Genomic DNA, 13,357 nt, shown 5'->3' on the forward strand with positions numbered 1-13,357 from the left:
CTTCGCTATGCTGAAGACGCAGCCGAACCAGCGCATCTCTGCGCGCACGCAGCTGATCGATCGTCTGACGCACCTGCCGCGCCTTATGGCCCGCCGAGGCAATCTCCACCGCCAAGCGATCGAGAGTCGTCTGCTGGTTGGAATATTCCAGATAGCCCAACAGCACCGCGAGGACGACGGCGCTACCGCAAAGCGCCGGGAGAACGGCTTGCCAAACGTTGCGCTTGCTAGCCTCGCGCGACAGTCGGATCGATGGAGCAGGCTGCTGCTCGCCAAAAGTGACAAAGCTCAGTTCAGCCAATGGCAGGCCAAGCTCATGAACCGCACGCTCAACGGATTGCCGCCGCGTGACCCACTGCCGAACGAGGAGACGGCCTCCGTCGATTCCGCGGTCGATCTCGTGATCAGAATGGATGTCGGCGGCTTTGAACGGCGTCTTGCGTGCCAGATCCTGGGCTGCGATCGCGTCGATGGACGCCCTCGCCTCGACCGGCAAAGCCAGCTCGCGGCTGAACACGAGCTCTTCCGGCAACCGCAAACCGGTCTCGGTGTCGCGCCGGTCGAGATCGCGCTGCGACAGGAAGGCGTCGATCGCTGCCACAGCGTCTTCAGTGACGACGCGCTCGGCTTCGTCGACATCCGCCCCGGCGCTTCGCAGCCGCAATTCGAGCTGCCCATCTGTATAGCCCACGATAAGCGTCGGCCGGGCCTTTCCTCTCAGAGACGCGGCATAACGTGCGGGCAGCAAACTGAAGAATTCCTCCAGCCACCACGCCCCGGCCCGACCGGTCAGGTCCAGCAACCGAGCCAGACCATGTTGGCCCAACGTTAGCCGCATCGACACACTCTCAATTTGAAGCCGCGCTTATGCTCATGACGCATGTTTCCTTCAACCCATTCGTGTCGCACGCAACACCTCATCAATGGTTGTTTCGCCGCGCCAGACTTTCTGCACTCCCATTTCGTACATGCTCAACATGCCGCGCTCGCGGGCAGCGCGTTCGATTGCAGCGTCTGACGCCTTCGACAGCACGAGGCTTTGGCAGACCTCATCGACGAGCAGCATTTCGGCAATGGTCGAGCGGCCAGAAAACCCGACTTGACCGCACTCGGAACAGCCGAGCGGCTGGCGGATATCTGCCGGACCGAGCGCTGCGATGCCCGGTAAGGCACGCTCGCACGCCTCGCGCCAATAGTCCGTCTGCCGGTGGGTCCCCGCACAATGGGGACACAGCTTCCGAACCAGACGCTGTGCGATGACCCCCTTGAGGGTCGACGCCAGCAGATAGTTCTCCACACCGATATCGATCAATCGTGTGATCGCGGACGCCGCGCTGTTGGTGTGGAGCGTCGATAGCACAAGGTGGCCGGTGAGAGAGGCCTGGATTGCAATCCGGGCGGTTTCCAGGTCGCGGATCTCACCGATCATGATGATATCCGGGTCCTGGCGCAGGATCGCCCGTAGGGCGTGCGGAAAGGTCAGCCCGATCTCTGCCTGGACCTGAACCTGGTTGATCCCCGGCATCTGGTACTCGATCGGATCCTCAACCGAAAAGATCTTCCGTTCCGCGTTGTTCAACGCCTTGAGCGCGGTATAGAGCGTCGTCGTCTTGCCGCTTCCGGTCGGACCTGTGACCAGGATGATTCCATTGGGCTCCTGTAAGAGCTTTTGAAACGCCGCTATATGCCCGTCAGAAAAGCCAAGCTGCTTGAAGTCCAGCGCAACGCGATTGCGGTCCAGAATGCGCAGCACGACGCTCTCGCCGAAGGCAGTCGGAATGGTCGAGACGCGGAGATCGATGTCAATGCCGCGCACCGCGATCTTGATGCGACCATCCTGAGGCAGCCGCCGCTCGGCGATGTCGAGCTTGGACATGATCTTCAGCCGCGAGGTGACGGCGGCCCGCAGTCCCGACGAAAGCACCTGCGTTGACTGCAGCACACCATCGATGCGATAGCGCACCAGAACCTGATCGACATTCGGCTCGATATGGATGTCGGAGGCGCGCGCTTCGACGGCGTTGGCGATGATCTGGTTGACCAGACGGATGATCGGCGCCTCGCTTGCAATGTCACGCAACCGCTGGACGTCAACCTCGCTAGCCTCCGCCGAAGCCGACGGCCCTCCCTCTCTCTCGGTCTCTGTCGTGGCATAGAGCGCCTCGAACGCCCTTTCGAAATCGCTGACGGCAAAAAGCCGGACATCAAGCGCAAGGTCAGTCAGAAAGCTGATCGCGCGAACCGGCTCGCGATTGAAGGGATCGGTCACTCCGACCGAGAGCACGCCGCCTTCGACGCACAGAGGCAAAACCTGATTGCGCCGCACGAAGTCGGGCTCGATTATCTCCGGCAGCACCGGCTCAATCGGAAGGTCTGCGGAGCGCACCAGCTCCACCGACAGGAACCTCGACAGCGCTACCGCAAGGTCGGATTCCGACACCAGGCCGAGCTTCGTCAGCACCCGGTCGAGCCGATCGCCGGTTTTCCGCGCAGCGCTATCGGCGCGCTCCAGCACCATGCGATCGATGATCTTCTCGGTGAGAAGAAAGTCGCCAAAGTTCTGCTCCGGTCGCGCATCGTCCACCGACTGGACGAACCGCGAAGCTGCGCGCGGCTTAAGCAGTTGGAGCGATGCGCCGCGATTGCCGGTCACTTCAACCTCCAGTTCAACACCCAATAGGGCTGGTTCGGGTTTTCCGTGAGCCGGATGGTGACATCCGCGACGATCGCGCGCGAGGACCGCGCAAATTCTGATCGGATCGTGAAGGCACGGCCGCGCATATATGCAAGGGCATCGCCGGCCAGCGCATCCATGATCGGCCGCCTGTTCTGACGCGCGGCCAACGCAGCGTCAACGGCCTGTGGCGTCATGCCGGGCATGACACGCAATACCTCGGGCGAAGCAACTTGAGGATCGACGAACTGCCGTCCCGAATAGACGGTCAGGGCTAGCGCGATTTTTCGAAAGAGCTCCGGCGTCATGTCCATCACAAGCAGAAGCTCGTCGACGCTCTGAAACGGCCCGTTCCGAGGTCGATAAGCGCTGTCACGCGCGGCATAATCCCGGTCCTTGGCACCATTGAGGTGCTTGAGCGGTGTCGCGATCCGCCAGTCGACGATCTTCTCCGCCATAGTGTTCGCCGCATCGGCATCAAGGCCAGCGGATTGCAGCAGGCTGATCAGAAGCGATATATCGGCTTGGTTGAGGTCGATCTTACCCAGCTCGTCCTGAATTGTGATCTTGATAGGCGTGCCGTCAAAGGTGGCGTCATGCGGACGCCCGTTAGTCGGCCACCGGTGGTCAGGCGTTGGATCGAGCATCCCATCGACGGCCAGGTTCACGCCCGCTTCCACCATCGCATTGATGCCGGCCAGCTCAAGGTCGTTATGTGCCAGTCCGTAGGACACGCTGCCGGACCACAGCAGGGATGTCGACACTGCCGTCAATAGCGCGAGCGCCCATAGCACTGTTACCACCGGCATTTGCTTGCGCCCCGCGTCATCGCCTACCGTCCCCGGCAACGCATCGTAATCGGATCGTAAACGCAGCTCACATCCACCCGCACCCGCAAGCTGACCAGAAGCTCAGGCCAGGTCCGCGGGTCATTCGCACGAAACGCCACGCGCAGACGGACCAGACCCGGAATGTCGCTCTGCTTCAGCCAGCTGTCGTTCCATTGCCCGGACGCCCCCGGCGCCGCCGCGCCAAAATACGCCAGATCGGCGTGATCGATGTCAGAGACGAGCAATGTCCTTGTCGCCGAGACATCCTGTGCGCTCGCCAGCTCGGGCGTGGCCACCATCACGAGATCGGTCCGCTCGCGCGCATGATCAACGAACAACTTGAAGCGGAAGCGGCCGGCGCCTCCGGACACGCCCGGCGCATCGCTGAGGAACTCGACGGCCTCCTTCGTGCCTTCAAAATCGACCCGAGGCTGCAGCGCATTTTCCGCTGACGTCATGGGATAGGCATTGCCCAGCAGGTGACGCAGGAGCTCCTGCGTCACCACGCTGCGCTGCAATTCGTCGGCGCGAGCGCTGCCACTACGCCACGCCAACACGCCGAATTTGACATTGTTGAACAGCAACACCGCGACCATGCTGAACAACGCAAGCGCCACGATCATTTCGACCAGAGTGAATCCGGCCTCGTTGCCCCTCCCGCCGTATGGCTCGCAAAGCCGGCTCATGGCCTCGTGACCCTCGGGCCCAACCGAAGCGTCGACAGTTCGAACGAGCGCTGACCGGCCCCTTCGTCCCAGCCAACCTGCGCGGACACCAGATAGAGCTCGATCCTGCGTTCTGCTCCCTCGCGCGACTGATGGTATGGGCGCATTATCAGCTGCCAACGGAACCCATGCGGGAACTCGCCGCTGCGCGCGCCCACTCCGACAGCGAGTTCAGTACCGACGTCAGCCAACAATGACTGCGCCAGCGACGCAGCTTCAGCGGTCCTCTCAGCAGTGCCGGTCCGACCGAGACCGCTCGAGATCATACCGAACAGAATGCTGAGACCGACCGACAGCATCGCCAGTGCGACGATCACCTCGACCAAAGTGAAGCCGGCCTCGTCCGTCCGGCTCGAACGCTCCTGGACGATTGTACCAGGTAGAAGCCTTGCCGGCATCGCGCATTGGCCAATCCGCCTGACCAGCACGCTGGCCGCGGACCAGACCGGGCGGGCTGGCGCTGTCTCGATCGGACTCTGCATCACGATCCCCCTTCAGCACGTCGCTGCCGTGCGAACCATTCCCGTCAACCAATCGACGCAAAGTCGAACCTGCTTTCCGTTCAACGCTAGTACGAGGTCTCCGCCCGTTGACGATCCGTCCGGAAAAAACTGGAAGCCGCCCTCGGACGACGCCGCGCGCGTGGCCGCCGCGTAGGTCAGCTTGGCATTGATGGTCGGTGCGAACGTGCGCATGGCGACCACAGCCGATCCGAATGTTCGGCGATCGACGTCCAGCTTCAGCGTCATGACAGCATTTTGCATGATCGCGGCCGCGCGCGTAGCCCGCAAGGCGGCCGTGATCTCAGTCGATGCCGTCTCCAGCCGAAGTGTGTCGGAACCGCCAGACAGCAGCGGCATCGCCGTCGCCAACACAAGCGCGATGATTCCGAGAACAACGAGCATCTCGACCAGGGTGAAGCCCGCCGTGGTGCCATGCCGGTTGTCGATTGCGAGCTTTGTCATCGTGCGGCCAGATCGTTAATACTGAGCACGGCGTTCATGACCGGCATGATCATGGCGCCGACCATCAAGGCGATCCCGACCGTCAGCGCAGGTGTCAGTGCCGCCATGAAGCGATCGATGCTGGCCTGGATCTGCCGCTCCAGCATGAGTGCAACCCGCACCAGCATGCGATCGAGCTTCCCGGCCTCTTCGCCGACCGAGATCATCTGCAGCGCGATCGCCGGCAGCGTAACCTCGTTCCGCAACGCCCGGTGCAACGCTGTTCCTTGTTGGATCGCTTCGATCGCGCGATCGAGCCCGGCGCCGAGATGAAGGTTGCCGACGACGCCGCTTGCCGACCGGGTCGCCTGGACCAGCGGAACTCCCGCCGTCAGCATCGTTCCCAAGGTGCGGGTGAAACGCGCCGTCTCCTGCTGTAGCAGGAAAGTGCCGAGCACCGGGAGCCGGAGCACCAGCCCATCCAGACGACGGCGTCGCTCAGGCTCTGCCAGCGCCGCCGCTGCGGCGATGCCGCCGGCCAAGATAAGCGTAAACAGTACTCCTGCGATCTCGGCCCAATGCTCCCTGAGCGAGAGCATGACCTGCATGGTGACCGGAACCGGCTTGCCGCCTTGGGTAAAGATGGGCGCCATCGATGGAATAACCCCACCGACGATGATGATCAGCGTCAAGAGGCTGAGCACGATCAGCATCGATGGATAGATCAGGGCGGATTGGATACGCGTGCGGACCTCCGCTCGCCGCTCCAAGAGCTCGGCGAGTTCGACCAGCACGTGAGCCAATCGTCCTCCAGTCTCGCCGGCCCGCACGACTGCGACATAGTCTGCCGGAAAGATACGCGACTGCGCCTGCATCGCCTCCGACAGCGGCCGGCCGTTGAGCACCTCCGCAAGAAGCGCCTCGACCAATGTCCTCAGCCGCACCGAGGTCGCCTGCGTCAGGACGATCCGCAAGGCATCATCCATCGGAATGTCAGCCGCGCACAGCATGGAGAACTCACGCGTAAACGCGACCAGGTCGGCGCGCTGCGCCCCACCCCCGAGCGTGATCTCGCGATTCCACCATTTTGTCCCGGCGTTGTCAGTTGCTCGCAGATTGAAGGGCGACAGCCCTTGCCCCCAAAGCGCATCTTGAGCGGCGTCAGCACTCGCCGCCTCGATCGTCCCCTCGGCAAAGGAGCCGTCCAGACCATAGGCGCGGTAACGAAAGCGCGGCATCAATCCAAGATCCTGCGTCCTGTGGCTTCCAAGTTGCGCGCCGGCACCCGGCGATGCGGCCCTTCGATCGCCATGTAGCGGCGGTATTCGTCGGTGATCGTTCGCGCCTCGTCCAGGCTGCGGATAACATGGGGACGGATGAGCACGATCAGCTCCGTCTTCGTCAGCACATTGTCCTTGTTGCTGGCTGCGCTTCCGATGAACGGAATGTCTCCCAGGATCGGCAGCTGGCTGCGGCTGACGGACTTGCTGTCCTGGATCATTCCGCCCAGCACCAGAGCGTCATTGTTATTCACGACGACACTGGTCTTGATCTTGCGCTGGCGGATCGTCGGCGAATCGATGTTTGATGACGTCGTGTTCGCCACGCTGGAGACTTCCTGCTCGATATCGAGCAGGACGCGGCCGCTTTCGTTGATCCGCGGCGTGATGGACAGGATCACGCCGGTGTCCTTGTAGCTGACCGAATTAACGATCGCCGCGTTCGACGTCAGCGTGCTGGTCGCCGATTGGGTGGTGATCGGCACCTGGTCACCGATCTGCAGCACCGCCGTCTTGTTGTCCATCACCGTCAGCGACGGCGACGACACGATGTTGACGTTGGTGATCTCGTTCAGCGTGCTCAGCGTCGCGGCAACGGAGCCGGCTGCAAGCGCATAGGAAAATCCTGGAAATACGGCACTGACAATACCGGAAGACAAGGTGCTGAACGTGGACTTCGATTGCTTGTTCTGCAGGTACCATTGAACACCGAACTGCAACTCGTCATTCAACGTCACTTCAGCGATCGTGGCTTCGATCAAAACCTGGTTGGGCATCTGATCGAGAGTTTCGATCACCCGGAGCACCCGCTTATAGTCCGCATCGGTCGCCTCGATCAGCACCGAGTTCTTAGCTTCGTCGGCAACGATCTTGACGCGTGGCCCGTCCGCATCGCTATCCTTGCCGAGTTGCGCGACGGATGCAGCGGCACCTGATGGACCTGCCCCGGCCGATGACGACACGCCGGGCGTCCGGCTGGCACCGCTGATCGAGCTGGTCCCCATTCCGAGGCTACTGGTGAAAGCCGGACCATTTGCGTTCTGATTTGATGACGGCGCAGGAGATGACGACTGCAGCGTTGCGTCCTGATAGTTCGGCGCAACGGTCCGCCGCGACGCGCTATTGGCCGCGTCGGCAGCGAACATCGACTGCAGGACGTCGACGAGTTCCTGAGCCCGCCGGTTCTGCACGGCATAGGTGAAGAGCTGCTTCTCATTGCCCTCGGCCTGGGCGTCCAGGCGGTGGATCCAGCTCTCGGCGCGGCGCAGATATTGAACCTGCGGCGAGATCACCAGGATCGACCGCAGCCGCTTGTTGGGAATGAACTGCACCATGCCGGCCATCGGCCCGTCACGGTCGGAGGCGAACACGGATTTCAGCTCGCTTGCGATCGCGTCCGGCTGCGAGGTCTTGACCGGGATCACCGCGAACGACATGCCCTTCATGGTGTCGACGTCGAACAGGGTGATCGCTTCCATCATGGCGGCGACCTCCTGGCGATTGCCGGACAGCGTGATCAGGTTGCGCGCGTCATCGACGCGGACCACGCCGCCGCGCGGCGCGATCGGCTCGATCACGCGCCTGATTTCGGAGGCCGAGACATATTTGAGCTGCACCACCTGCAGACCGCCGCCGACCGCCTCGCCGGAGTCAGGATTGTTCTCCGTGCGATAGGCGCCCGCAAGCGCCGTCTGATCGGCGGCGACGATGCGGTAGATGCCCCTGTTATTGACCAGCGCCGCATTGTTGGCCCGTAGCGCCGATTGAAACAGGTCGATGACGGTCGATTTCGCAACGGGCCTCGGCGTCTGGATCGTGATCTTGCCCTCGATACCGGGATCGACTGTATATTTGACGGCAAGGATATCGCCGAGGATCGTCTTTGCCGCCTGCGGCGCCGGCACGTTGACGAGATTGATCGTCACGCCATTGGCAACCTCGTCAGAGGTGCCCGAGATCGAGCCGGTTGCAGGCTCACCGACGAAGCGGCCGGAGCCTTCAATGACAGTCGAGGAATTCCCCCGCGTATCGGCGAGCAGCGGCGAACCCGAGAGCCGATTTGATCGCCCCGTCGATCCGGCTGGTCTCACGGCGGCCTGAACTTGAGATGCTGCGATCGAGTCCGGAGCCTGCGCCGGCCCCCAAGCAAATGACGACGAGTTATCATCGACCGTCTGGCATGCCGAAAGCGCGAGCGCCAGCGGAAGCAATACAGTTCGAAGCTGACAAGCTCCGTAGCGCGACACGGCCCCCCCAAACTCGACGCAGCAACACCGCTGATTAGCCGATGATTTTTACCTTAAGCCATTTCGATAATCTGGGGTAAGAATTACTACTCCTATCGGGGACTCGTACACACCATTTCGACTCACGAAGGGCGCGAATGCCGTAAGAAGGGGCTATGCTAGGGACGAATAATGCTTATGGCTTCGTTTCGCAGCCGATCGTTTGCAAACGAAAGCTCGAACGATTCACCCGACCGCCCGGAGGTGCGTGCCGCGAAGATGGCCGATGCTGTTGCGCTCTGGCTTGACAACTATTTTGATCCACCTATTGCGGACTACGGTCGATTTGAGTTTCTTGTGCGCCACCAATTCTAAATCCATTCGTCGCCATAAGTTGCGCTGGCGCAGTCGTCCGGATCCAAAACTCCGTTTTCAGTGAGCCGTAGCCCAAGCGTCCAATGTAAGACGACAAAATATCAACACTTAGGCGATCCCTCTTACGACGAGCGCTATAAAGGTCGACTTCTTCAAATGGAAGCGGGCTACCCCGCTCAAAGAACACCCAACTATTGTCTAGCATCGCATAAACTGTGCGCACAGTCTCACCATCGCGAATTGCGCGAAATGAACAACCTGGGTACCTGATCTTAGGACGGGATACCGCAAATGTTAGATGCGTTCCGGGGATTTCCCGCGAAATACAGGTAATCATTGAAGAGTACCCGTCGGCCACGCTGCTGACAAATAGCGTCTTCCGGCCCTCTACTCCCTCCACCTCACTTAGTAATATCCCGATGTTAACGGCCGGAGCCCGATCTGGCCCGTCGGGAGAGTTGTAAATGAGCCTTACGTCAAACGGACTGGGCCTATCAAACACGAAACTCTTTCCCCATAGCTCGCCTTGTCTCTTTATCGACGCTCGTGCCAACTCGAGTTGGCACGGCAAGATCGAAAAGGTGAAGCGTTCGAATAGCTCCAGAATGCTCACCTCAACTTTGTAGTTGTTACTGTGCATGTCGGGTCGTTGCATAGAATTCGGCTCTTCTGCTGCTGCAGCCGATCGTCGCTGCGACCCCACTCTTGAGCATTTCGATTTCCATCCGTGTCAGTCCACTGAAGGTCCGGGCGATTCGTCCCCACTTTATTACCGTTCGCATCAACTTGTGCTTGATTTTTTCGGATATCTGTCGCGCCCTCAGCCTTGAGTTCCTCAACCTTGTCATCGATTGCGCCGTCATGATCCGATGCGCCATGAGGTGCTGCGTCTCCACCGTTTGCCGGTGGTGCATTAAAGACCGTCCAAGTCTTCCATAGTCCGTACGCTGCGGCAACAGCCGACGTTCCGAACAAGAAATCTGATAGAGCAGCCGCTCCAATGATTGGGATCGCTGGAGCAAATGCATTTGCGTTCCTAAAATTGTCTTCTCTACTCTGTTGTGCCTCCTCCAAAGTCCGCGTCGCTAGATACTGGAAGGAGCTCGTGATCGCGCCGTTCGCGAATTTTCCGCCACCGGCCACGGACGCAAGGCCTCCCACCGTAGCGCGGGCAATGGTTCCACCGACCAAATCCTTCGGCAGATAGGGGGAAAATCCAGCGCTGACTGCGGCAGCTGCTGCGCCCGATCCGCATGACCCGCCGCTCACAACCGACGAGACGCAACCTACGGCAGCATTCTCGCCGACGTTCAAGGCGAATAACCCGGGTGCGTCCGCAAATGCCGGCGTTGGACCGATCTTACCGAAAGCAAATGTCGTTGCGGCAGCTATAGCACCTGCCTTTAATATCTGGCCTATATTGCCACCCGACAACCCCGTCGCGATCATCGCACCACCCGCGGCGGATGCGACCGCGAGCGACATGCCGGCGAAGCCGATCCCGGGGAGCACCGCGTTGAGCAGGATGGTCGCGCCGATCTGCAGGATGGCCCTGGCGATGGCGTTGGTTTGGAAGAAATGGGTGACGGCCTTCACCGCGCTGCCGACCGCCTTGCCGATCGCGTTCCAGAAGCAGCCGAGGAAGCAGTGGCCGGACGGATCGGTAAAGGTCAGCGGGTCGTTGCCGACATAGGAATAGCGGTTCCAGCCCTGCGTGCTGAACGGGCTTTCCGTGATCGTGTCGGGACTGGTGAAGCGCGCCAACAGCGGATCGTAGACGCGGCCGTTGAGGTGCACGAGGCCGGCAACCGACAGCTCCTCCTCGCCGGTGAAGCCGCGATTGGTCTGGCTGGTGACGCTGCCGCTAACGTCGTCGGTGCCGTTGACGTTGCGCCGCTTGCCCCAGGCGTCATAGGAGAGCCGCTCGACCACCAGGCCATTCTGGTCGGTGAGGACCGAGATCGAGCCGAGATGATCGGTGTGGAAGTAGCGCGTGGTCAGCGTCTCCGACGCCGTCTGCGTCACCCGCATGCCGACCTTGGCATTGCCGACGGACAAATAATCGGTCCACTTCTGGGTGACCTGGCCGGGGTTCTGCACCTCCGCCATCACGCCGAAGGCTGCGATATAGAGCGTCGTGCCCTCCGGAGTCACCTGCTTGAAGCGCTGATGCTCGGTGTCGTCAACGAAGGAGATCGTCCGCGTACCCTGCGTGATGCTCGCGGGCTTGTTGTAGGAGGTGTAGACGATGCTCCGGCCGAGGCCAGAGATCTGGTTGCCGTTAGCATCGTAGGTGAAGGTGGCGCTGATGATGCCACCCGAGACGCTCATCACCGCGTGCGGCAGCGGCTGCCCGGCAGCCGGATAGGTATAGGTGCCGACATCCGACTTCGACAGGATGTTGCCGGTCGCGCTGTAGGCAAACGTCTTGACCAGCGGCGACGGGTTAAGATTGGTCGTCGACGAGGTCAGCCGGCTCAGCGGATCGTAGACGAAGCTCTCGCTGACGCTGGTGTTGGCGTCGCTGCGCGAGGTCAGATTGCCGAGCCGGTCATAGCCGAAGCCCAGGTTCTGCACGGCATTGTTGACGCCGGTGGCGACGCTGGTCAGCCGTCCGGTCAGAGGATCGAAGCCTCTGATAGTGACCAGGCCGTTGCCGGCGGTCTGCTGGGTGATATGGCCTTCGGCATCCATCGCATTCGCCGTCCAGTAGGACTGGGCGGTGGCGTCGTCCTGCAGCTGGTTGGCAAAACCGAGGCTGTTGTAGCCGTACCGCGCCGTGAAGCCGGAGGGATAGCTGACCTTGGTCAGCCGGCCGTTGGCGTCATAGGTCGCTCCCATCGTGTAGCTCGCGCCATCGACGGTGGTCGCAACCTGGGAGGGCCGGCCGAGGCTGTCATAACTGAAACTGCGGGCGAAGCCGTTGCCGGAGCCCGCCGTGATGCTGCTCGAGGCCAGCTTCCCGATGCCGTTCGCTGCGCTGTCATAGACCCAGACCGAGGTCATGTCCGGCTCGACCCGCTGCACCAGACGATTCAGCTTGTCGTAGGTGAGAGTAACCGTCTGCGCCTTGGCGTCGGTCTGACCGGTCAGAAGCCCGAGCGTGTTGTAGCTGTAGCTCCAGCTTCCGAGATCAGGGTCGGAGCTTGCGATCTTGCGTCCGCGCAGATCGTAACTCGCCGTGACCACGTTGCCGTCCGGATCGGTGGTCTGCACCATGTTGCCGACCGCGTCATATGAAGCGGTCAGGGTCTTGCCGAGCGCGTCGGTGACCGACACGATCTGGCTCTGACTGTTCTTGGTCGTCGTGCGCGTCTGGCTCAGCGCATTGGTCTCGACCGTGGTCAGCCCGTGATAGGCCGCCTGCGACACGCTGCCGTCCGGCTGCGTCGTCGTCACCACCCGGCCCAGAGTGTCATAGGTGAAGGTGGTGTATTGCGGCGTGCCGCCACTGGCGAAGTACGGCCGGCTTGTCCTGGTCACCCGCCCCAGCGCATCATAGGCCTTGGTGGCCTGGACGAGGCTGCCGTCGAAGCCCTGGGTCTGTCGTCCGATCTCTCGCTCCAGCGCATCGTAGAACACGGTCGCAATCGGCGCGATCACCGTGGTGCCGTCGGCGGCGTAGGAGGTCTCCTGGACTAGGTAGCTTGCCCCGGAGAGGCAGGTTGCTGTGCCTCCATTGACGCCGCTGCAGAACAGGTAGATCCACTTGCTCAGGGTGCCGTCGGGACGAACCTCCAGGATCTTGCGGCCGAAGCTGTCGTAGCTCCAGGTCGTCGTCAGTCCGTTCGGCCCGGTGTGGCTGGTCGGCTGCCCGAACCGCAGGTCATATTGGACGCTCTCGCTCTGTCCCAGCGCATTGCTATTGGAGGTCGCGAACTGGCCCCTCGCGTCGTAGCTGCTCGTGCTGGAGCGGCTGGCGATGTCGGCGCCGCTGACCGTGACCGACTGCTTGTGGCCGAAGGCATCGTAGACGTAGTCGGTCTGCAGCCGTAGCGCCGGCGTATCCGGCTCGACCACTTCCTGCGTCAGCAGCCCCGAAGCAGGATCGTAGGAGAATGACGAGGTTCGCGTGATGCTGCTCGAGGCCCAGCCCGGGCTGGACACCAGCAGCGCGATTGCTGCCACAACGGACGGCACGACAGTTCTGATCACGGTCTTCATGGCGCCAAGCCCCCAAGTCGCCGAAAGAAAAAAGTCGTCGAAGAAAACTCGCCGGATACGCTCGATCGCGTCCTGATCGGTTCAACGCGAGACACAAACCCCTCTCGATCGCGTGGCGTGCCACGCGACCAACATCCTCA

General features: G+C 61.6%; 9 protein-coding genes and 1 pseudogene. All 10 read right to left on the minus strand.

Annotated features, from left to right (window positions below):
- Positions 1-802 (minus strand): hypothetical protein (locus tag BRAS3843_RS09945; protein WP_139024811.1); only part of this gene is annotated, 802 nt, incomplete at its 3' end.
- An 87-nt stretch (positions 803-889) separates the two neighbouring features.
- Entirely contained in the window at positions 890-2,653 is a 1,764-nt protein-coding gene (locus tag BRAS3843_RS09950; protein ID WP_008968715.1) for an ATPase, T2SS/T4P/T4SS family, read from the minus strand.
- Positions 2,650-3,522: a type II secretion system protein GspK gene (locus BRAS3843_RS09955; protein ID WP_244425203.1), complete on the minus strand. Its 873-nt coding sequence runs from the start codon at positions 3,520-3,522 to the stop codon at positions 2,650-2,652. The genes BRAS3843_RS09950 and BRAS3843_RS09955 overlap by 4 nt, the downstream gene beginning before the upstream one ends.
- Positions 3,507-4,190, minus strand: a complete 684-nt coding sequence (locus tag BRAS3843_RS09960; RefSeq protein WP_008968717.1) for a prepilin-type N-terminal cleavage/methylation domain-containing protein — start codon at positions 4,188-4,190, stop codon at positions 3,507-3,509. Before BRAS3843_RS09960 ends, BRAS3843_RS09955 begins: the two co-directional genes overlap by 16 nt.
- Positions 4,187-4,711, minus strand: a complete 525-nt coding sequence (locus BRAS3843_RS09965) for a prepilin-type N-terminal cleavage/methylation domain-containing protein (RefSeq protein ID WP_008968718.1) — start codon at positions 4,709-4,711, stop codon at positions 4,187-4,189. The genes BRAS3843_RS09960 and BRAS3843_RS09965 overlap by 4 nt, the downstream gene beginning before the upstream one ends.
- A gap of 12 nt (positions 4,712-4,723) precedes the next feature.
- A complete protein-coding gene (locus tag BRAS3843_RS09970) occupies positions 4,724-5,089 on the minus strand; it encodes a GspH/FimT family pseudopilin (protein WP_244425226.1) in 366 nt (121 codons plus the stop codon).
- 6 nt (positions 5,090-5,095) lie between these two features.
- Positions 5,096-5,194: pseudogene (locus BRAS3843_RS42485) on the minus strand (prepilin-type N-terminal cleavage/methylation domain-containing protein); the annotation flags it as partial.
- Entirely contained in the window at positions 5,191-6,411 is a 1,221-nt protein-coding gene (locus tag BRAS3843_RS09975; RefSeq protein ID WP_008968720.1) for a type II secretion system F family protein, read from the minus strand. The gene BRAS3843_RS09975 and the pseudogene BRAS3843_RS42485, both read right to left, overlap by 4 nt.
- Entirely contained in the window at positions 6,411-8,543 is a 2,133-nt protein-coding gene (gspD, locus tag BRAS3843_RS09980) for a type II secretion system secretin GspD (protein ID WP_244425205.1), read from the minus strand. Before gspD ends, BRAS3843_RS09975 begins: the two co-directional genes overlap by 1 nt.
- Positions 8,544-9,662: 1,119 nt before the next feature.
- Positions 9,663-13,217: an RHS repeat domain-containing protein gene (locus tag BRAS3843_RS09985; RefSeq protein WP_008968724.1), complete on the minus strand. Its 3,555-nt coding sequence runs from the start codon at positions 13,215-13,217 to the stop codon at positions 9,663-9,665.
- Positions 13,218-13,357: the final 140 nt, after the last annotated feature.

This window comes from Bradyrhizobium sp. STM 3843 (assembly GCF_000239815.1).
In the GTDB taxonomy this organism is placed as follows: Bacteria; Pseudomonadota; Alphaproteobacteria; order Rhizobiales; family Xanthobacteraceae; genus Bradyrhizobium.

Coding starts and splice junctions, on each gene's coding strand:
- BRAS3843_RS09960 (WP_008968717.1), bottom strand. CDS start 4,190: ATGAGCCGGCTTTGCGAGCCATACGGCGGGAGGGGCAACGAGGCCGGA.
- BRAS3843_RS09965 (WP_008968718.1), bottom strand. CDS start 4,711: ATGCAGAGTCCGATCGAGACAGCGCCAGCCCGCCCGGTCTGGTCCGCG.
- BRAS3843_RS09970 (WP_244425226.1), bottom strand. CDS start 5,089: ATGCCGCTGCTGTCTGGCGGTTCCGACACACTTCGGCTGGAGACGGCA.
- BRAS3843_RS09975 (WP_008968720.1), bottom strand. CDS start 6,411: ATGCCGCGCTTTCGTTACCGCGCCTATGGTCTGGACGGCTCCTTTGCC.
- BRAS3843_RS09985 (WP_008968724.1), bottom strand. CDS start 13,217: ATGAAGACCGTGATCAGAACTGTCGTGCCGTCCGTTGTGGCAGCAATC.